The 20,631-nt window shown below is 66.5% G+C and carries 19 protein-coding genes; 12 read left to right on the plus strand and 7 right to left on the minus strand.

Annotated features, from left to right (window positions below; genetic code table 11):
* Position 1: 1 nt before the first annotated feature.
* The 6 genes from CG471_RS06510 to CG471_RS06535 are packed head-to-tail and all read right to left on the minus strand — an operon-like array spanning position 2 to position 5,874.
* Entirely contained in the window at positions 2-1,000 is a 999-nt protein-coding gene (locus CG471_RS06510) for a nitronate monooxygenase family protein (protein WP_099231284.1), read from the minus strand.
* The gene (locus CG471_RS06515; RefSeq protein ID WP_099231286.1) at positions 1,000-2,163 is read right to left on the minus strand and encodes an acetyl-CoA C-acetyltransferase; all 1,164 of its coding nucleotides are present in this window, start codon (positions 2,161-2,163) and stop codon (positions 1,000-1,002) included. Before CG471_RS06515 ends, CG471_RS06510 begins: the two co-directional genes overlap by 1 nt.
* 3 nt (positions 2,164-2,166) lie before the next feature.
* Complete coding sequence (locus tag CG471_RS06520) at positions 2,167-2,769, minus strand: enoyl-CoA hydratase-related protein (protein ID WP_099231288.1); 603 nt, start codon at positions 2,767-2,769, stop codon at positions 2,167-2,169.
* Positions 2,769-3,530: a 3-hydroxyacyl-CoA dehydrogenase gene (locus CG471_RS06525; RefSeq protein ID WP_097384871.1), complete on the minus strand. Its 762-nt coding sequence runs from the start codon at positions 3,528-3,530 to the stop codon at positions 2,769-2,771. Before CG471_RS06525 ends, CG471_RS06520 begins: the two co-directional genes overlap by 1 nt.
* 22 nt (positions 3,531-3,552) lie before the next feature.
* A complete protein-coding gene (locus tag CG471_RS06530) occupies positions 3,553-4,737 on the minus strand; it encodes an acetyl-CoA C-acyltransferase (RefSeq protein ID WP_099231290.1) in 1,185 nt (394 codons plus the stop codon).
* A 12-nt stretch (positions 4,738-4,749) separates the two neighbouring features.
* Entirely contained in the window at positions 4,750-5,874 is a 1,125-nt protein-coding gene (locus CG471_RS06535) for an acyl-CoA dehydrogenase family protein (RefSeq protein ID WP_099231293.1), read from the minus strand.
* Positions 5,875-5,957: 83 nt separating this feature from the next.
* Between CG471_RS06535 and CG471_RS06540 the strand changes: the two genes are divergently transcribed.
* From CG471_RS06540 to CG471_RS06590, 12 genes are all read left to right on the plus strand, one after another.
* The gene (locus tag CG471_RS06540) at positions 5,958-6,593 is read left to right on the plus strand and encodes a TetR/AcrR family transcriptional regulator (RefSeq protein ID WP_004209084.1); all 636 of its coding nucleotides are present in this window, start codon (positions 5,958-5,960) and stop codon (positions 6,591-6,593) included.
* Between the two features lie 112 nt (positions 6,594-6,705).
* The gene (locus CG471_RS06545) at positions 6,706-7,245 is read left to right on the plus strand and encodes a nuclear transport factor 2 family protein (RefSeq protein WP_099231295.1); all 540 of its coding nucleotides are present in this window, start codon (positions 6,706-6,708) and stop codon (positions 7,243-7,245) included.
* Between the two features lie 11 nt (positions 7,246-7,256).
* Entirely contained in the window at positions 7,257-8,135 is an 879-nt protein-coding gene (locus tag CG471_RS06550; protein WP_099231297.1) for an SDR family NAD(P)-dependent oxidoreductase, read from the plus strand.
* Between the two features lies 1 nt (position 8,136).
* Positions 8,137-8,685 (plus strand): nuclear transport factor 2 family protein, encoded by a 549-nt coding sequence (locus CG471_RS06555; RefSeq protein ID WP_099231298.1) that lies wholly within the window; start codon positions 8,137-8,139, stop codon positions 8,683-8,685.
* 163 nt (positions 8,686-8,848) lie between these two features.
* Positions 8,849-10,297, plus strand: coding sequence for an NAD-dependent succinate-semialdehyde dehydrogenase (locus tag CG471_RS06560; protein WP_099231299.1), 1,449 nt, complete (start codon positions 8,849-8,851; stop codon positions 10,295-10,297).
* A 19-nt stretch (positions 10,298-10,316) separates the two neighbouring features.
* The gene (locus CG471_RS06565) at positions 10,317-10,994 is read left to right on the plus strand and encodes an SDR family NAD(P)-dependent oxidoreductase (protein ID WP_099231300.1); all 678 of its coding nucleotides are present in this window, start codon (positions 10,317-10,319) and stop codon (positions 10,992-10,994) included.
* A gap of 137 nt (positions 10,995-11,131) precedes the next feature.
* Entirely contained in the window at positions 11,132-11,302 is a 171-nt protein-coding gene (locus CG471_RS30555; RefSeq protein WP_155276487.1) for a hypothetical protein, read from the plus strand.
* Positions 11,303-11,488: 186 nt separating this feature from the next.
* On the plus strand, positions 11,489-13,318 hold the full coding sequence (locus tag CG471_RS06570; RefSeq protein WP_099231301.1) for an NAD(P)/FAD-dependent oxidoreductase: 1,830 nt from the start codon (positions 11,489-11,491) through the stop codon (positions 13,316-13,318).
* A gap of 167 nt (positions 13,319-13,485) precedes the next feature.
* Complete coding sequence (locus tag CG471_RS06575; protein ID WP_004209075.1) at positions 13,486-14,862, plus strand: SRPBCC family protein; 1,377 nt, start codon at positions 13,486-13,488, stop codon at positions 14,860-14,862.
* A complete protein-coding gene (locus CG471_RS06580; RefSeq protein ID WP_069337302.1) occupies positions 14,859-16,643 on the plus strand; it encodes a thiamine pyrophosphate-binding protein in 1,785 nt (594 codons plus the stop codon). Before CG471_RS06575 ends, CG471_RS06580 begins: the two co-directional genes overlap by 4 nt.
* A gap of 144 nt (positions 16,644-16,787) precedes the next feature.
* Positions 16,788-18,203 (plus strand): aldehyde dehydrogenase family protein, encoded by a 1,416-nt coding sequence (locus tag CG471_RS06585; protein ID WP_099231302.1) that lies wholly within the window; start codon positions 16,788-16,790, stop codon positions 18,201-18,203.
* Between the two features lies 1 nt (position 18,204).
* Positions 18,205-19,803, plus strand: a complete 1,599-nt coding sequence (locus CG471_RS06590; RefSeq protein WP_099231303.1) for an SMP-30/gluconolactonase/LRE family protein — start codon at positions 18,205-18,207, stop codon at positions 19,801-19,803.
* On the opposite strand, the gene CG471_RS06595 is transcribed toward CG471_RS06590, so the two are convergent.
* The gene (locus CG471_RS06595; protein ID WP_099231304.1) at positions 19,789-20,622 is read right to left on the minus strand and encodes an IclR family transcriptional regulator; all 834 of its coding nucleotides are present in this window, start codon (positions 20,620-20,622) and stop codon (positions 19,789-19,791) included. The genes CG471_RS06590 and CG471_RS06595 overlap by 15 nt on opposite strands.
* Positions 20,623-20,631 lie beyond the last annotated feature (9 nt).

The following is a 20,631-nucleotide window of genomic DNA, read 5'->3' on the forward strand; positions in this document are numbered from 1 at the left end:
GTCAGCCTACCGGCGCGAGTTCCGGCGTGACGAGGCCGGCGAGGCGGCGTTGGATAATCGCGGTGGCGTCCTCGACGATGCGGGTGATGAGGTCCTGACAGGTCGGGATGTCGTGGATCAGGCCCTGAATCTGGCCGGCCCAGATCAGGCCGGCGTCGAGATCGCCGGTTTCGAGCGCGATCCGGCCCTTGGCGCCTGACACGAGCGGCTGGATGTCGGGGAAGACCGATCCTTCGCGTAGCGAGATTTCGACCACCTCGTCCGACACGCTGTTCTTGGCGACGCGCCCGGTATTCTTGAACTTGCGGAAGATGAGGTTGGTGCCGCGTTCGTCATTGTCGACCAGGAACTGCTTCACATTCTGGTGGATCGGCGCTTCGACCGTGGCGCAGAAGCGGGTGCCCATGTTGATGCCCTCGGCACCCAGCGCCAGCGCGGCGGCGAGGCCGCGCCCGTCACCAAAGCCGCCGCTGGCGATCATCGGGATGCTGAGCTTGTCGGCCGCCGCCGGGATCAGGATGAGACCGGGAATATCGTCCTCGCCCGGATGGCCGGCGCATTCAAAGCCGTCGATCGAGATGGCGTCGACGCCCATCCGCTCGGCCGAGAGGGCATGGCGGACGGCAGTGCATTTATGGACGACGATGATGCCATGCGCCTTGAAATCATCGACATGTTCCTGCGGCTTGTGGCCGGCGGTCTCGACGATCTTGACGCCGCTGTCGATGATCGCCTGGCGATATTCCGCATAGGGCGGCGGATTGACCGAGGGCAGGATGGTGAGGTTCACGCCAAACGGCTTGTCGGTCATCGTCCGGCAGCGGTCGATCTCGCGGCGCAGGTCGTCGGGCGTCGGCTGGGTGAGGGCGGTCAGGATGCCCAGCCCCCCGGCATTGGAGACGGCGGCGGCCAGTTCGGCGCGGCCGACCCACATCATGCCGCCCTGCACGATCGGATGCTCGATGCCGCACAATTCGGTGAAACGCGTCTTCAAAGCCATCACAGTGCCTCCACGATCGTCACATTGGCGATGCCGCCGCCTTCGCACATGGTTTGCAGGCCATAGCGCTTGCCCCGCGCCTTGAGCGCATGAACGAGCGTGCTCATCAGCTTGGTGCCCGATGCGCCGAGCGGATGGCCGAGCGCGATCGCGCCGCCATGGACGTTGAGCCTGGCCGGATCGGCGCCGATCGCCTTGAGCCAGGCCATGGGGATGGAGGCGAAGGCCTCGTTCACCTCGAACAGGTCGATATCGTCGAGTTTCAGGCCCGAGCGTTCGAACGCCTTGCGGGTGGCGGGGATCGGCTCCTCCAGCATGATGACCGGATCGCCCGCCGTGACGGTCAGGTTGATGATGCGGGCAAGCGGCGTGAGACCGAAGCGCTTGATCGCCGCTTCGCTCGCCACCAGCACGCCCGACGCGCCGTCGGTCATCTGGCTGGCATTGGCGGCGGTGATGGTGCCGCCTTCCTCCAGCGTCTTGACGCTGGCCATCGCCTCCATCGTGCCGCCGCGGCGCACGCCGTCGTCGGTGTCGAAAATCCCTTCGGGGGTCAGGACGGGGACGATCTCCGCCTTGAAGGCGCCGCTGTCGATCGCGGCCGCCGCCTTGGCATGGCTGGCCAGCGCATAGGCGTCCATATCCTCGCGGGTGAAGCCATATTTGTTGGCGATCGCCTGGGCGCCATGGAACTGGCTGAACTCGGCGACGCCATAACGTTTCTGGATGCTCTTGGGCCAGGGACCATCGCCCAGGCCGGCGGCGGCGTGGAGCTGGAAGTTGGAGCCCATCGGCACGCGGGTCATGCTTTCGGCGCCCGCCGCTATCACCAGATCCTGGGTGCCGGACAGGATCGCCTGCGCCGCGAAATGCAGCGCCTGCTGCGAGGAGCCGCATTGCCGGTCGATCGTCACGGCCGGCACGCTGTCGGGCAGCTTGGAGGCGAGGACGAGGTTACGGCCGAAGGCGAAGCTCTGTTCGCCCGCCTGGCTGACGCAGCCGACGATCACATCCTCGATGGCGGCGGGATCGATGCCGGTGCGGTCGACCAGCGCGTTGAGAATGGTGGCGCCCAGATCGGCGGGATGGACGTCGATCAGCCCGCCCTTGCGGGCGCGGCCGCCGGCGGTGCGGACGGCATCGACAATATAGGCCTCGGCCATGGATCAGGCTCCTCTGAAATTGGGGGGACGCTTGGCGAGCAGGGCGGCAAGCCCTTCCTGCGCCTCACCGGCGCCGGCGACCGCCATCGATCGGAGTTCACGGTCGAGCTGGGTCTCGAAGCCGGTGTCGAAACTGTCATGCAGCAGGGTGCGGGCGGCGCCGTATGCTGCCGTCGGCGCATCGGCGAGGCGGGCGGCGAGCGCCAGCCCTTCCGCCTCCAGCGCCTCATCATCGACCAGCCGGGTGACAAGGCCGATCGCTTCGGCCTCTTCGCTTTTGATGCGGCGGTTGGTGAGGATGATTTCCTGCGCGCGGCGCAGGCCGACCAGGCGCGGCAACAGCCAGCTGAGCCCGCCATCGGCGGTGAGGCCGATCGCGCCATAGGCGGCGGTATAATGGGCCGAGCGGGCCGACAGAACGACATCGCCGAGGATGGCCAGGCTGAAGCCCGCGCCGGCAGCGGGACCATTGACCAGCGTCACCAGCGGCTTGGCCATGCGGGCGAGGGGCAGGTCGATCGCATTGCCGACGGCTGGCCGGTCGAGCATGATCCGGGCGATGCCGTCGGCGATCGCCAGCGTCACGCCGCTGCCCGACCCGTTCATCAGCGCGGCGCCATGCGGATGGCGCCGTCGAGGCGGATCACCTCGCCATTCAGCATCGGGTTGCGGACGATCGATTCGACCAGCTGGGCATATTCGGCCGGCTTGCCGAGGCGGCTGGGGTGGGGCACCTGCGCGCCTAGCGCATCCTGCACATGCTGGGGGAAGGCCTCCAGCATCGGCGTCAGGAAGATGCCCGGCGCGATCGTCATGACGCGGATCTTGTGCTGGGCGAGATCACGGGCGATCGGCAGGGTCATGCCGACCACGCCGCCCTTCGACGCGGAATAGGCGGCCTGGCCGATCTGGCCGTCATAGGCCGCGACCGAGGCGGTGTTGACGATGACGCCCCGCTCGCCGTCCATCTCCTCGGCCGCGGCCGCGCGGGCGGCGAATTTGGAGATCATGTTGAAGGTGCCGATCAGGTTGACGGTGATCGTCTTGCTGAACGTGTCGAGCGGATGAGGCACATTTTCCTTGCCCACCGTCTTCACGGCCGGGGCGATGCCGGCGCAATTGACCAGGATGCGGGCGGTGCCATGGGCGGCTTCCGCCGTGTCGAGCCCGGCGGTGACGCTGGCATCGTCGGCAACATTGACGCCGACATAAAGCCCGCCGATTTCGGCGGCGACCGCCTTGCCGGCGTCCTCATTGAGGTCGAAGATCGCGACCTTGGCGCCCTGCGCCGCGAGCATGGTGGCGGTGGCACGGCCGAGGCCGGAGGCGCCACCGGTGACGATGGCGGCCAGTCCCTTGATATCCATTATCTGTCCTCTCCCGGCAGAATTATACGAGTTCGACGGCCATGGCGGTGGCTTCGCCGCCGCCGATGCAGAGGCTGGCGACGCCGCGCTTGAGGCCGCGGGTTTCCAGCGCGCCCAGCAATGTGGCGACGATGCGCGCGCCCGATGCGCCGATCGGATGGCCGAGCGCGGTGGCGCCGCCATTGACGTTGAGCTTGTCGGCCGGGATGCCCAGTTCCTTGGCGGCGATCATCGCGACCACGGCAAAGGCTTCGTTGACCTCGAACAGATCGACATCCTCGACCGACCAGCCGGCCTTGGCTAGCAGCTTGCGCATCGCGGGCACCGGCGCGGTGGTGAACTTGGCGGGCTCATGGGCATGGGCGGCGGTGGCGACGACCTTCGCGACGATCGTCAGGCCCTGCTTTTCCGCGACGCTCTGGCGGGTCATCACCAGCGCGGCGGCGCCATCCGAAATGGACGAGGCATTGGCGGCGGTGATGGTGCCATCCTTGACGAAGGCGGGCTTGAGGCCGGGGATCTTTTCCGGTCGGGCCTTGCCGGGCTGTTCGTCGGTATCGATGACGGTGTCGCCGCCCCGGCCCGATACGGTGACCGGCGTGATCTCGCGGACGAAGGCGCCGCTGCCGATCGCCGCATTGGCGCGGTCGAGCGAGCGGATGGCATAATCATCCTGGTCGGTGCGGGTGAACTGATAGTCGCGCACGGCCTCTTCGGCGAAGACGCCCATCGCCTTGCCGGGTTCATAGGCATCCTCCAGCCCGTCCATCATCATCGTGTCGATGATGCGGTCATGGCCGATGCGGGCGCCGCTGCGATGCTTGGGCAGGGCATAGGGGGCGTTGGTCATGCTCTCCATGCCGCCGGCGATGACGATATCGGCCGCGCCGGACGCCAGTGCCTCATGCGCCATGATCGCCGCCTGCATGCCCGACCCGCACATCTTGTTGACGGTCGTCGCCTCGGTATTGAGGCCGAGGCCTGCGCCCAGCGCCGCCTGGCGCGCGGGCGCCTGGCCAAGGCCGGCGGGCAGGACGCAGCCCATATAGATACGATCGATGGCGTCAGTGGCGACGCCGGCCCGCTCGACCGCGGCCTTGACCGCCGTCGCGCCAAGATCGGTGGCCTTGACCGCCGAGAGCGCGCCCTGGAACCCGCCCATGGGGGTGCGGGCATAGCTCGCAATGACTACCGGATCGTCCTGCATCCTAATTCTCCTTCAAAGACTGCGCGCAATGACCATGCGCTGGATGTCCGACGTGCCCTCGTAAATCTGGCACACGCGGACATCGCGGTAGATTTTCGCGATTCCAAATTCTTCAAGATAGCCATAGCCACCCAGCGTCTGCATCGCGCCGGATACCACCGCCTCGGCCGCTTCGGAGGCGAACAGCTTGGCCATCGACGCCTGGGTCAGGGCTGGCTGGCCGCTGTCCTTCATCGCGGCGGCGGACAGGACGAGCTGGCGCGCGGCCTCCAGCCGGGTGGCGAGGTCGGCAAGGCGGAAGCCGACCGCCTGATGCTCGATGATCGCCTTGCCGAAGCTCTTGCGGTCCTTGGCGTAAGCGATGGCGATCTCCAGCGCGGCCTGGGCCATGCCGACGCACTGGGCGGCGATGCCGATGCGGCCGGTCTCCAGATTGGCCAAAGCGATGCGATAGCCCTGGCCCGGCTGGCCGATCAGCAGATCATCCTCGACGAACATATCCTCGAACCGCAGCGCGCAGGTGTCCGACGCGCCCTGGCCCATCTTGTGTTCGACCTTGTCGACCGCATAGCCGGGGCGGTCGGTCGGCACGATGAAGGCGGACAGGCCCTTCTTGCCGGCGTCGGGATCGGTGACGGCGATGATCATCACCAGCCCGCCAATCTTGCCGGAGGTGATGAACTGCTTGGCGCCGGTGATGCGCCAGCCGCCATCGACCTTGACCGCGCGGGTGCGCACGGCCGATGCGTCGGAGCCGGCGTCGCTTTCGGTGAGGGCGAAGGCGCCGATGGTGCGGCCGCCGATCAGGTCGGGCAGGAAGCGGGCCTTCTGCGCCTCGCTGCCATCCTTGAGCAGGCCGGAGACGAGGATCGAATTCTGGATCGAGACGATGGTGGAGAGCGCGCCGTCGGCGGCGGCCAGTTCCATCAGCGCGAGGGCATAGGAAACGGAGTCCGCCTCCGCGCCGCCATAGGCTTCGGGCGCGGTCATGCCCCAGAGGCCAAGGCCGGCCATCTCCTCGAACAGCGAACGGGGATAGCCGCCCTCCGCCTCGAACCGGGCCGAATGCGGGCGGATCGTCGCCTGGGCGAAATCCCGGACGGTGTCGCGAATCGCGCTCTGGATTTCGGTCAGCATAAACCCTTGCGTCTCTCCTATACTCATGAGTAGGTTGCGCCTGTTGCGATTTCTTGTCAACAGGCGGCATGGAGGAACAGCGAGTGTCGGCGAAAAGCGCAGTGGCGATCCCGTCTCCCTTCCGCACGCGGGAGGAGAAGGCGCGCGAGCGGGAGGAAAAGCGCGAGGCGGTGCTGCGCGCGGCGGTGCGCATGTTCAACGCGCGCGGTTTCCATGCGACCTCGCTGGACGATGTCGCCGCGAGCCTGGGGATCAGCAAGCCGACCATCTATCATTATCTGGGCAACAAGGAGCAGGTGCTGATCGAATGCGTCACCCGCGGCCTGGAGATGCTGCGCGCGGCGGCCGATGAGGCCCGCGCGGGGGAAGGCAATGGCCTGGCCCGGCTCGGCTATTTCCTGCGTCGCTATGGCGCGGTGATCATGGATGATTTCGGCGCCTGCGTGGTGCGGACGGGCGACGAATGCTTGTCGGCCGAAGGGGCGATCCTGTTCCGGTCGCGCAAGCGCGACATCGACCTGGCCATGCGTGGGCTGATCGCCGATGCGGTGGCGGACGGGTCGATCGCTCCGGTCGACGTGAAGCTGGCCGCCTTCACCCTGGCCGGCGCACTCAACTGGTCGGCGCGTTGGCGCGATCCTGCCGGCGCGATGAGCGCCGAGGCGATCGCGGCGGCGCAGGTCGACCTGCTGATCGCGGGGCTCGCCCCGCGCGGCTGAGGACGCCCGCTTCCCTCCTGTCCGAATTGGTCAAGCGACGCGCCATGGCGCGCGCCTATGACCGGCCCATGGACAGACAGCCCGCCGCGACGGGCGGGAAGGAGAGGGCCGGATGGAGAGTGCCGCGACGCAGGTGCAGGCGATGCTGGACAAGGAGGCGATCCGCGATTGCCTTGCCCGGCTGGCGCGCGGCGAGGACCGGCGCGACGCTGATCTGATCCGGGCCTGCTGCTGGCCCGACGGCAGCACCGATTATGGCGTGTTCGCCGGCGATTTCGATGCCTATCTTGCCTGGGTGGTGCCCGGCGCCGACGCGATCTTCTGCACCCAGCATCTGCTGGGGCAGAGCGTCATCGACCTGGCGGGCGACACGGCGCGGGTCGAAACGCAGGTCCAATCCTATCATCGTATCGACATGGGCGATGCGCAGCGCGACGTCATGATCGGCGGCCGCTATCTCGACCTTTTCGCGCGGCGCGAGGGCCAGTGGCGGATCGCGCGGCGCACCATGCTCTACGACTGGGTGCAGGATATCGGCGTCTCAGCCGACTGGAGCCAGGGCGTCATGGGCATGGCGTTCAGCGCGCCGCATTTCACTGGCCGCGCGAACGGCGATCATAGCGTGCGCTTCTTCGCGCGCGAAACCGACTGAGGGAGAGGATCATGAAACCGCTGGACGGCAAGGTCGCGATCGTCACCGGCGCGAGCCGGGGCATCGGCAAGGGCATGGCGCTGGCGCTCGCCGAGCAGGGGGCGACCGTCTATGTCACCGGGCGCACGGTCAAGGCGGGCGACCATGAATTGCCGGGCACGGTCGGCGAGACGGCGGCGCAATGCGATGCGCGCGGCGGCCGGGGCATCGCGGTGCAGGTCGACCATGGCGACGACGCGCAGGTGGCGGCGCTGTTCGATCAGGTGCGGCGCGAACAGGGGCGGCTCGACCTGCTGGTCAACAATGCCTTTGCGATCCCCGAGGACCTGACCGTGCCGGGCAGCTTCTGGGAAAAGCCCTTGTCCAACTGGGACATGGTCGATGTCGGCGTCCGTTCCAACTTCGTCGCTGCGCGCCATGCCGCGCAGATGATGGTGCCGCAGGGTTCTGGGCTGATCGTGGCGATATCGGGCTATGTCGGCGTCACCTACACCTATGGCGTGGTGTTCGGCACTGCCAAGTCGGCGGTCGACCGCATGGCGCGCGACATGGCGATCGAGCTGCAGCCTTATGGCGTCGCCTCGCTCTCGCTGTGGCAGGGGCTCACCATGACCGAGCGGGCGCAACGCAACATCGCCGCCAATCCGGCGATGAAGGCGCTGACCGTCACCAATCCGCTGGTCGGCTGCTCGCCCGAATTTCCCGGCCGGGTGATCGCCGCGCTGCTGGCCGATCCGGCGATCATGGCGCGATCGGGCGGCACCTTCATCACCGCCGAACTGGCACAGGATTATGGCATCACCGATGTCGACGGAAAGACCATCCCGTCGCTGCGGGCCGAGCGCGGCGCGCCGATCTGGCAGCCGATCGCCCCACGGACGGAGGCATAGGATGGACGCGGATCGCCAGGCGCGGATCGACGCGCTGCTCGACCGGCAGGATATTGTCGACTGTCTGACCCGGTTCAGCCGGGGCATGGACCGGTTCGACCGCAACCTGTTCCTGTCGGCCTTCCATGATGACGCCACCGTCGCGGCGGGCAGCTTCGTCGGCGCGCCCGATGCGCTCTATGCCTGGGCCAGCGCCCTGCACGAGGGCGGGCAGGTGGCGACGCATCATAATCTGCTCAACATGACCATCGATATCGATGGCGACAGCGCCCATGCCGAAACCTATTATCTGTTCGTCGGCCGCAACCGGGACGAGAGCAACTGGATCGCCGGGGGCCGCTATCTCGATCGGCTGGAACGGCGCGATGACCAGTGGAAGATTGTGCTGCGCACCAACATGATCGAATGGTCCGGGCTGGTGCCGACGCTGCCGCTCCCCTTTGGCGACATACCGGACCTGCATGCCAATGGCGCGCCGGCACGGGACAAGAGCGATCCCTCCTATCAGCGGCCGCTGGTCAATCTGCGGGCGCCGCATATTCCCCAATAGCGCGCATCGCGGGGTCGATCCTTGGGCGGGGACATTCTGTCCACGTTGACGCCGCCTGCCGCGCATCCCACCTTCGCATCGAAATGGGGCCATGCTGCGTTGGACGCAGCGACGGGTGCGCCCTGCGCCCCTTGCCCCGCATCCTGCCGAAGAAGGTGATCCGATGACCATAGCCCTTGCCGACCCCAGCCTGCTGCGCGAACAATGCTATGTCGACGGCCAGTGGATCGGCGCCGCCAGCATCGACGTGACCGATCCGGCGACGGATGAGCGGCTGGCCGGAATTCCAGCGATCGACGAGGCGGGCACGCGCGCGGCGATCGAGGCGGCCGAGGCGGCACTGCCGGCCTGGAAGGCGAAGACCGCGGCCGAACGCTCGCGCATATTGCGCCGCTGGTTCGAGCTGCTGATCGAACATCAGGATGACCTGGCCATGATCCTGACCCGCGAGCAGGGCAAGGCGCTGACCGAGGCCAAGGGCGAGATCGCCTATGCCGCCAGCTTCATCGAATGGTTCGGCGAAGAGGCCAAGCGCATCTATGGCGAGATCATCCCCAGCCATCGCGCCGACAGCCGCATCGTCGTCATCAAGCAGCCGGTCGGTGTGGTCGCGGCGATCACGCCGTGGAATTTCCCCGCCGCGATGATCACGCGCAAGGCGGCACCGGCGCTGGCGGCGGGCTGCACCATGGTGCTGAAGCCCGCCACCCAGACGCCGCTGACCGCGCTGGCGCTGGCCGTGCTGGCCGAACGGGCGGGCGTGCCCAAGGGCGTGTTCAACGTCGTCACCGGATCGTCGCGGGTGATCGGCGCGGAACTGACCGGCAACCCGCTGGTACGCAAGCTGAGCTTCACCGGATCGACCGAGGTCGGCAAGACGCTGATGGCGCAATGCGCGCCGACGATGAAGAAGCTGTCGATGGAACTGGGCGGCAATGCGCCTTTCATCGTCTTTGCCGACGCCGATCTGGATGCGGCGGTCGAAGGCGCGATCGCGTCCAAATATCGCAACAGCGGCCAGACCTGCGTATGCGTCAACCGCATCCTTGTCCAGCGCGACGTCGCGCCGGCCTTTGCCGAAAAGCTGAAAGCCGCCGTCGCGAAGCTCAAGGTCGGGCCGGGCACCGAGGCGGGCGTCACCCAGGGGCCGCTGATCGACGAGAAGGCGGTGGAGAAGGTCGAGGAACATGTCGCCGACGCGCTGACCAAGGGCGGCACGCTGGTGAGTGGCGGGCATCGCCACGCGCTGGGCCACAGCTTCTTCGAGCCGACCATCATCAGCGGCTGCACGCCGGAGATGAAGCTGGCCGACGAGGAGACGTTCGGGCCGCTCGCCGCGCTCTTCCTGTTCGATACCGAAGAGGAAGCGGTCACGCTGGCCAACGCCACCGAGGTCGGCCTGTCGGGCTATTTCTATACCCGCGACCTGTCGCGCGCCTGGCGCGTGGGCGAGGCGCTGGAGGTCGGAATGGTCGGGATCAATACCGGCCTGATTTCGACCGAAGTGGCGCCGTTCGGCGGCATCAAGGAATCGGGCATGGGCCGCGAAGGATCGCGCCATGGCATCGAGGACTATGTCGAGATCAAATATCTGTGCATGTCCGGGATCTGACGCAGACTATCGAAAGGGGATGATGATGGCAGGAGTGGTGGCGGTAACTGGCGCGGCCGGTGCGCTGGGCCGGGCGGCGGTGCAGGTTCTGCGCGCGGCCGGCTGGACGGTGGCGGGTATCGATCTGGGCGATGTGCCGGCCGATAGCGTCGACCTGGCGCTGGGCGGCATCGACCTGTCCGACGAGCAGGCGGTGGCCGGCGCAGCGGACAAGATCGGCGAAGCGCTGGGCGGGCTCGACGCGCTGGTCAATATCGCCGGCGGTTTCAGCTGGGAGACGGTGGAAGACGGGTCGGTCGCCACCTGGGACCGGCTCTATGGCATGAATGTCCGCACCGCGCTGATCGCGACTCGCGCCTTGTTGCCGCTGCTGCGCGATGGCGGCGGCGCGATCGTCAATATCGGGGCAGCAGCGTCGGCAAAGGCGGCGGCCGGCATGGGCGCCTATGCCGCGTCCAAGGCGGGCGTCGCGCGCCTGACCGAAGCGCTGGCCGAAGAATTGAAGGATGCGGGCGTGCGGGTGAATGCGGTGCTGCCCAGCATCATCGACACGCCGGCCAACCGCGCCGACATGCCCGACGCGGATGCCAGCCGCTGGGTCTCGCCCGAGGCGCTGGGCGGGGTGATCGCCTTCCTGCTGTCGCCCGCCGCCGCGCCGATCACCAGCGCGCTGATCCCGGTCACCGGCCGGGTCTGATCGCGATCGACCGGTTGCCGTTGCAAGGCGCGCAACCGGTCGATGGCGTTTCGTGCAACTGGCTTTGGCGCCTTTGCATTTGCGAAAAAAGCCGGGGAGGACCAGATGAACCTCGATGCTGCGACGCAGCAATATTCTTGTCCGAGGTTCTTATGTTTTCGCTCATCTCGCTCTATTTCGCCTATCGCCGGGACGTCGTCACCGCCGAGCGTTATATCGCCGCGCTGACCCCCGCTGCCGAGCCGGTTTCGGCCGACGTCGTGACCTTCCCGGTCGCCAAGGAAGAAAAGCTGGCCCGCGCCGCCTGATCGGCGCGCTAGCTGACGACTGACTACCTCTCCCGCTGACTGCCCATTTTCGGGGCAGCGCCGCGGCCAGAAGGCCGCCAAGGGATCGCCACAGCGCTAACAGCGCCGGCCCGCCGCTCCGCCATTGCAAGTCAACATATGTGTTGATTAACAAAATGGCGAGAACAGCGATCCCCAGGAGAGGTCATGACCTGCAAGCCGACGCAGACGCCTGCGGCTGACACATTCGATATCCCGACCCTGCGCGAGAAATATCGCGCCGAGCGCGACAAGCGGATGCGCGCCGACCGGGAAGGCCAATATCAGCCGACCACCGACGACACGACGCACAGCTATGACGTCGACCCGCATATGCCGGTCGTCGCCCGTGACCCGATCGTCGAGGAACTGGATGTCGTGGTGCTGGGCGGGGGCTTTGCCGGCCTGCTTGCCGGCTATCATCTGACCAAGCAGGGCATCACCAATTTCCGCAACGTCGACCATGGCGGCGACTTCGGCGGCGTCTGGTACTGGAATCGCTATCCCGGCATCCAGTGCGACAATGACGCCTATTGCTATCTGCCGCTGCTGGAAGAAACCGGCTTCATGCCGTCGAAGAAATTCGCCGATGGCGCGGAGATCCAGGCCTATTGCCGCCAGATCGCCGAAAGCTTCGGTTTCGCCGAGAAGGCGCTGTTCCACACCCTCATCACCTCGCTGAAATGGGACGAGACGATCCAGCGCTGGCGCGTCGGCACCAGTCGGGGCGACGAACTGCTGGCCCGCTTCGTGGTGATGGGTTGCGGCGTGCTCAACATGCCCAAGCTGCCCGGCATCGCCGGCATCAACAGCTTCAAGGGCAAGATATTCCACACCGCCCGCTGGGACTATGAGTATAGCGGCGGCAGCTACGCCAATCCGGTGCTCGACAGGCTGGCCGACAAGCGCGTCGCCATCATCGGCACCGGCGCGACCGCGATCCAGGCGGTGCCCTATCTTGGCCGCTACGCCAAACAGCTCTATGTCATCCAGCGCACGCCATCGACTGTGGACGAGCGGCCCAATCCGGCGACCGACGCCGACTGGGCGGCGTCGCTCCAGCCCGGCTGGCAGGCGGATCGCCAGGCCAATTTCCACCGCGCCGCGATGGAGTCCTTCGCGCCGGGCGAGCCTGACCTGATCTGCGACATCTGGACCGAGATTGCCCGCAACCTGTCGGCCGAACTGGAAGCCGAAGGCTGGCCGGAAATGTCGATCGAGCAGTTCATGGCCAAGCGCGAGGTGGTCGATTATCGCGTGATGGAGCGGCTGCGCGCCCGCGTCGACGAGATGGTCGAGGACCAGGCGACGGCCGAGGCCTTGAAGCCCTGGTATCGCTTCCTCTGCAAGCGTCCGCTGTCGAGCAATGAGTTCTACCCGACCTTCAACCGGCCCAATGTCACGCTGATCGATGTCGCCGACAGCAAGGGGCTGGAGAAGATCACCGAGAAGGGCTTCGTGTCGGGCGGCGTCGAATATGAGGTCGACTGCATCATCTTCGCCAGCGGTTTCGAGGTGACGAGCGAGCTGAAGCGTCGCTGGGGCATCGATGCGGTGGAGGGGCGCGATGGCCTGTCCATCTACGATCATTGGGCCAATGGTCCGCGCACCCTGCACGGCACCATGACCCATGGTTTCCCCAATCAATTCTTCATCGGCTATATCCAGGGCGGCCTCAACGCCAGCGTGACCGAACAGTTCGGCCGCCAGGCGGAACATATCGCCCATATCATCCATGCGGTGATGGATAAGGGCGCCAAGGTGGTCGAGACCACCCTGCTGGGGCAGGAGGATTATGTCCGCCATTTCGAGGAAATGGAAATCGACATGACCGCCTTCCAGCAGGAATGTACCCCCAGCTATTTCACCAATGAGGGCCAGGTGAAGGCGCCCTGGGCTTTGTTCCGCGGCTATGGTCCGGGCTGGGGCGCATTCCAGAAACTGGTGCAGGACTGGCGCGCGAAGGGCGATCTGGACGGCATGGAATTGCGGTCCTGAGCCATGGGCCGGATCGCCCCGGGGATGGTTCGTGGCGGTCGCCGCTCTTCCCTTGGGGCGCTCCCGCCAGTTGCGATAGGCAGGTTGAAAATATTGTCCTTGCGGACCCGGCGAGCGGACTCGCGGGCCGTACCCATCGGGCAACGCGGACGTTGCAGGAGGATGCCATGAGCAAGATCGACAATATCGATGTGGAGGCACTGGCCAAGCCGCTGACCTACCCGACCGAGGCATTCCTGTCGAAGGACTATGCCCTGGCGGAGAAGGAGAAGCTGTGGCCCCATGTCTGGCAGATGGCAGCGCGGGTCGAGGAACTGCCCGATGTCGGCGACTGGATGACCTACGACATTTGCGATGAGTCGATCATCATCGTGCGGACCGCGCCCGACACGTTGCGCGCCTTCTTCAATGTCTGCCCGCATCGCGGCCGCCAGCTGGTCGACGTGCCCAAGGACGTGCATTCGGTGCGCGGCAAGAACCGGCGCAGCTTCGTCTGCGGCTTCCATGGCTGGACCTTCGATACCGAGGGCAACAACACCTATATTCTCGACCCGCAGGACTGGCAGGGCGCGCTCAATGCCGAATGCACCCGCCTGTCGGATGTGAAGATCGACATATGGGGCGGCTGGATCTGGATCCATATGGACCTCAATGCCGAGCCGCTGATCGATTTCCTGGGCGATGCCGGCCGCATCCTGTCCCACTTCGAAATGGACAAGATGCGCTACAAATGGCGCAAATGGGTGGTCTATCCGGCCAATTGGAAGACCGCGCTGGAGGCTTTCATGGAGCCTTATCATGTCGCGGGCACCCATACCCAGCTGCTCGATTATGGCGATTATTACGCATATAGCGCGGCCTATGGCCTGCATGGGGTGAGCGGTTTCGACCAGCGCGACCCGGCCTTCCAGATGAGCCAGAGCAGCAGCGTCACCCGCGCCGGCAAGGGCGACGATCCGCGCCGCTCCACCTATGAGCTGATCCGCGAAAATTACGAGACATTGAACTATGCCGCCTCGACCGAGACTTTGGTCAATGCGGCGAGCCGGCTGGTCGACGAACTGCCCGAGGGCACGGCGGCCGGCGACGTCATCGCCCATTGGCTGAAATCCGCCAAGGCGGACGATGCCGCGCGCGGCGTCATCTGGCCGGAAATTCCGCCCGAGGTGATGGCCGAGGCGGGCCTCGCCTGGCACGTCTTTCCCAACATGTCGGTGCTGCAGGGGATCACCTTCGCCCTTTGCTACCGCACCCGTCCCTATGGCGACGATCCCGACATGTGCATCTTCGAATCCTACGCGATCGAGCGCTTCCCCGAGGGCGAAGTGCCGGTGACCGAATGGGAAGAGACGGAGGCGACCGCCGAGGGCTGGGGCGCCGTCCTCGCCCAGGACTTCTCGAACATGGAATGGGTGCAGAAGGGCATGAAGTCGCGCGGCTTCCGCGGACCGCTGCCCAACCCCCACCAGGAACGCAAGATCACCAATTTCCACCGCAACCTAGCCACGTACATGGGTACGGGCGCACCGAGGTTACTCAAATGAGCTATGACGATCCCAAGCCCGCCGTCAACGTGAACGCCACCGACAAGAAGGGCACGCCGGTCTACAAGCGGATGCTGGACCTGTTCGAGGCCGAAGGCATCAACACGCTGTTCGGCATTCCCGACCCCAATTTCGTCCACATGTTCCTGGAGGCCGAACGGCGCGGCTGGACCGTGGTTGCGCCCCATCATGAGGCCGCTGCCGGCTTCATGGCCGAGGCCGCGTCGCGGATCACCGGCAAGCCCGCCGTCGCCATCGGCACGCTGGGGCCGGGCATCGCCAATATGGCGCCCGCCATCCAGTGCGCGCTGGTCGAAAATTCGCCGGTCATCTTCCTGTCGGGCCAGCGCGCCCGCGTCACCGAACAGCGTGTCCGTCGCGGCCGCATCCAGTTCGTCAAGCAGATGCCCCTGTTCGAGAATAGCGTCAAATATGCCGCCTCGATCGAATATGCCGACCAGACCGACGAGGTCGTGCGCGAGGGCATTCGCAAGGCGATGGGCGGCACCCCCGGCCCGGTCTATATCGAATATCCCAGCCACATCATCCTGGAGGAGCTGGACCTGCCCGCGCCGCTGGCACCGGACCGCTATCGCCTGGTCAATCAGGGCGCGGACATCGACCGTGTCAAGGAAGCGGCCGACCTGATCCGCGCCGCCAAGAACCCGATCCTGCTGGTCGGCCATGCCGTCCACACCTCGCGCTCGGGCGCGGCGGTCAAGGAGCTGGCAGACCTGATGAACTGCCCGGTGATCCAGACCTCCGGCGGCACCAGCTATATCAAGGGGCTGGAAGACCGCACTTTCCAGTACGTCTTCTCCAAGGCGTCGATCGAGGCGGTCACGGAATCGGATCTGGTGCTGGCGCTGGGCACCGAACTGGGCGAGCCGGTCCATTTCGGCAAGTGGCGCTACTGGATGAAGAATGAAGCGATCCGCAAATGGATCTATGTCGAGCAGGATCCCGCTGCGATCGGCGTCAACCGCCCGATCGACGTGCCGCTGGTCGGCGACCTGCGCGGCGTCGTGCCGCAGCTGGTCGAGGCGCTGAAGGATACGCCGCGCCCGCCCGCGCCGATGCTGGAAGCCTTCATGCGCGACGGCCAGGCCGAGCTGGACGAACTGGCGGCGGAATCGCGCACCAAGAGCGACGGCACCGGCGACCTGCCGATCCATCCCGCCCGTCTGGCGGTGGAAGCGACCGAGGCCTTCCCCAAGGACGGCATCCTGATCCGTGACGGTGGCGCCGGTGTGATCTTCCAGTGGACCTATTCGCAGTGCAAGCCGAACGACGTCATCTGGAACCAGAATTTCGGTCATATCGGCACCGGCATTCCCTATGCCACCGGCGCGATGCTGGCGGACAAGGCGGCCACCGGCGTCAGCCGTCCGGGCCTGCTGCTGACCTCCGACAGCAGCTTCATGTTCCATATCGCCGAGCTGGAAGTGGCGGTGCGCACCAAGCTGCCGCTGGTCTGCGTCGTCGGCGTGGATAATCAGTGGGGCCTGGAAGTGGGCGTCTACAAGCGTACCTTCGGCCAGGGCACGGAAGAAACCGGCACCCATTGGAGCAAGGAAGTCCGCTTCGACAAGATCGGTGAGGGCTTTGGCTGCCACGGCGAATATGTGACCCGCGCGGAGGACATCAAGCCGGCAATCGCGCGTGCCTATGCCAGCGGCAAGCCGGGCGTCGTCCATGTCGTGATCGACCCCAAGGCCAATTCGGAAGAAATGCCGAAATATGCCGAATTCCGCACCTGGTACGCCGAAGGCACCCAGTAAAACGCCCTTCCTCCCCGGATAAGGGGAGGGGGACCGCCGCAGGCGGTGGAGGGGTGTTACTCCGGCGGACACACCCCTCCGTCTGGCCTTTGGCCAGCCACCTCCCCTTCAAGGGGAGGATTTTGGAGAGGATGGGACATCGACATGCGCGACTATCGGAACTTCTATATCGACGGCCAGTGGGTCGCCCCGGTCGAACCGAAGACCGCGGATGTCATCAACCCCGCGACCGAGGCGGTGGCCGGCACCATTTCGCTCGGCGGTGTCGCCGACGTGAACAAGGCGGTGGCCGCCGCGCGCAAGGCCTTTGCCGGTTGGTCGCAGACCACGCGCGAACAGCGGCTCGACCTGCTGCTCGCCATCCAGGCGGAATATGCGCGGCGCCAGACCGAGCTGGGCGACGCGATTATCGAGGAAATGGGGGCGCCGTCCTCGCTGGCCCATGGCTTCCATGTCGGGCTGGGCGCGGGGCATCTGCAGACCGCGATCGAGGTGCTGCGCGAGTTCAGGTTCGACGAGCCGCATGGCGCGACCATGATCGCGCGCGAGCCGATCGGCGTCTGCGCGCTCATCACGCCGTGGAATTGGCCGATGAACCAGACCTGCGTCAAGATTTTCCCGGCGCTGGCGACCGGCTGCACCATGATCCTGAAGCCGCCACAGCTCGCCCCCTTCTCGGCTCAGATCCTGGCCGAAATTCTCGACACGGCGGGCGTGCCGGCGGGCGTGTTCAACATGGTTCAGGGCAGGGGCAGTGTGATCGGCACCGCGCTCTCCACCCATGAGGATGTCGACATGGTGTCCTTCACCGGGTCGGAGCCGGTCGGCGTCCAGATCCAGAAGGATGCCGCGACCACGATCAAGCGGGTCGGGCTGGAACTGGGCGGCAAGAGCGCCTTCATCGTCTTGGATGATGACGCGCTGGCCGCCAATGTCGCGGGCGCGACCGGCGGCATGATGGGCAATTCGGGCCAGACCTGCAGCGCGGGATCGCGCCTGCTGGTGCCGGCAGCGCGCATGGATGAGGTGGTGGCTGCAGCCAAGGGCGCAGCGGACGCGGTGACGGTCGGTGATCCGACCGGCAATGTCGCCATGGGCCCGGTCGTGTCGAAGAGCCAGTACAACATCATTCAGGACTATATTCGCAAGGGCCTGGACGAGGGCGCGACCCTGATCGCTGGCGGCGCCGGTCGCCCGGACGGGATCGACAAGGGCTGGTTCGTGAAGCCCACCGTCTTCGTCGGCACCAACGACATGGTGATCGCGCGCGAGGAGATATTCGGCCCGGTGCTGGTGATCATCGGCTATGACGATATCGACCATGCGGTCGAGATCGCGAATGACAGCAATTTCGGCCTCGCCGGCTATGTCAGCGGCACCGATGTCGACCAGTGCCGTGCCGTCGCCCGGCGGATGCGCACCGGCTGGATCAGCATCAATGGCGGCTTCGATTTCCATGCGCCCTTTGGCGGTTACAAGCGCAGCGGCAATGGCCGCGAATGGGGCGAGCATGGCTTCCTCGAATATCTCGAAGTGAAATCGCTGCTGGGCTACGCCTGAGATGGCGGTCCAGTCCGGGCGCTATGGCGCTGCCAGTGCTGCAGTCGCTGCCGAGGGCTGGTCCCTTGCGCGGCTGACTCCGCCCAGCCGGCTGCACGGCGCCAATGGCCTGGCGACCGGGCCGGACGGGCGCCTCTATGTCGCACAGGTCGGTGGCAGCCAGGTCAGCGCGATCGATGTCGACAGCGGCGCGATCGAGACGATCAGCGCGATGGGCGGCGCCATCGTCGCGCCTGACGATCTGGTGTTCGACGATGCCGGCAACCTCTATCTGACCGAAATTACCGAGGGCCGGGTCGCGATGCGCACGCCATCGGGCGATGTTCGCGTGATCCGCGGCGACATTCCGGTCGCCAACCCGATCACCTGGCATCAGGGCCGGCTGATCGCGGGCGAATGCCGCATCGGCGCGCGGATCATGGAACTGGACCTGGATGGCGGCGAGCCGCGCGTCATCCTCGACAATATACCGATGGCCAACGCCTTTCAGGTCGGCCCGGACGGCAAGCTCTATTTTCCCGTGATGGGCGCCAACGAGATTTGGCGGGTGGATATCAATGGCGGCGCGCCCGAGGTGGTGGCCGGCGATCTGGGCGTGCCGGATTCGGTCAAGTTCGACAGCAAGGGGCGGATCGTCACGACCCAGGTGGCCAGCGGTCAGGTGTTGCGGCTCGATCTGGTGAGCGGCACGCGCGAAGTGCTGGCCGACCTTGGCCCCGGCCTCGACAATGTCAGCTTCATCGGTGACCGCATCTTCGTGTCGAGCATTCCGGGCGAGATCACCGAATTGCTGGGCGACGGCAAGGTCCGCTCCGTCGTGCCCCGCGCACTGCAATGGCCGCTGGGCCTGGCCATGGGTGCGGACGGCGCGCTGTTCGTCGCCGATGGCACCTTCGGTTACACGCTGCAACCCGGCGAGGCACTGACCCTGGCCGGCATGATCTTCTACCCCGGCTGCCCCGGATATATGCGCGGCGTCGCAGCCGGCGCGCAGGTGGGCGAGTGGATCATCAGCACCGGGCTTGGCGCGGTGGCGCGCTATCGGCCGGGGCAAGGGGAAAGCGATTTCCTCGCCACCGGCCTCGACCAGTTGATGGGCGTGGCGGTCGCGCCGGGCGGGGCGGTGGTCGTCGCCGAATATGGCACTGGCCGGCTGCTCTCGATCGAGAATGGCGCGGTCAGCGAACTCGCGACCGGCCTCGACAAGCCGATGGGCGTGGCGCTGGCCCCGGATGGGACAGCCTATGTCGCCGAGGCAGGGGTGGGGCGCGTGCTGCGCATCGCGGGCGGTCGCAGCGAGACGATCGTCGATGGTCTCGGCCGACCGGAAGGGCTGGCGATCCATGACGGGCAATTGTTCGTCGTCGATACGCGGGCCAAGACATTGGTCGCCACCGACCTGTCGGGCGGCGCGCGCGAGACGATTGCCAGCGCCCTGCCGGTCGGCGCACCGGCGGGCGTGACGCCCAAATTCCTGGGGCCGATCGGCGACATGGCCGGGCCGATGATCAATTTCGCCGATGTGACGGCGGGACCGGACGGCACGCTCTATGTCTCGGGCGACGCTGAAGGCAGCGTGCTGGCGCTACGCCGCCGGTAGGGGACGGTCGCCGCTGAGCTGCTCGCTGAGCGCGGCGGCCGCCTCGACCAGCGCCTGTTGCAATGCGCCCAGCCCCTCGCGTTGCAGCGCCGCGCCGATGCCGATCGCGACCAGCGCATGGACCGGGCGGCCCGCGCCTTTCCACACCGGCGCGGAGACGACAGTGACGCCGGCAATATATTGGCCCTCGTCCACCGCGAAGCCCTGCGCGCGGGTCTGGCGCAGTTGCTCCATCCAGTCGGCGAAGGGCGGCGGATCGTCCCAGCGCAGCGTGTCGAACCGCGCCTTCAGCTCCTGCTCGCCATAATCGCCAAAGGCGGCGATGCAGCGGCCGGTGGCGCTGATGAGGGCGGGGAAACGGCTGCCGACCTGGGCGCTCAGCTGAAAGCCGCTGCCCGACTGCGCCATGGCGACGACGATCATATGATCGAGGCCCACCGCCTGCACCCCCAGCATGGTGAGGCCGAAGCGCTGGGCCAGCCGATCCAGCACCGGCTGGGCAAGGTCGTTGAAGGCGTCGCGGCGCAGCCAGTTGCGCGCCAGCGTCAGCACGCCGGCCTGCAGCGCATAGCGTTTGGTGTCGGGATCGAAGGCGACCAGTTCCTCCTCCACCAGCGCGCGCAGCACATAGAGGCAGGTGCTGGGCACCAGCCCCAGTTCCTTGGCGATCGCCTGTACGCCCAGCGGCCGGTCGCTCTTGCCCAGCAGGCGCAGGATCGCGGCGGCACGGGCAATGGCGGGCGCCTTGCTCTCCTGCACGGCCTTGGCGACCTTGCGGACGGTGGAGGGCGGGCGGGGCGTGGTGCGGCTGTCGGTCATGGCGTCATC

The sequence above is a fragment of the Sphingobium sp. IP1 genome (assembly GCF_002708645.1).
Taxonomy (GTDB): Bacteria; Pseudomonadota; Alphaproteobacteria; order Sphingomonadales; family Sphingomonadaceae; genus Sphingobium; species Sphingobium yanoikuyae.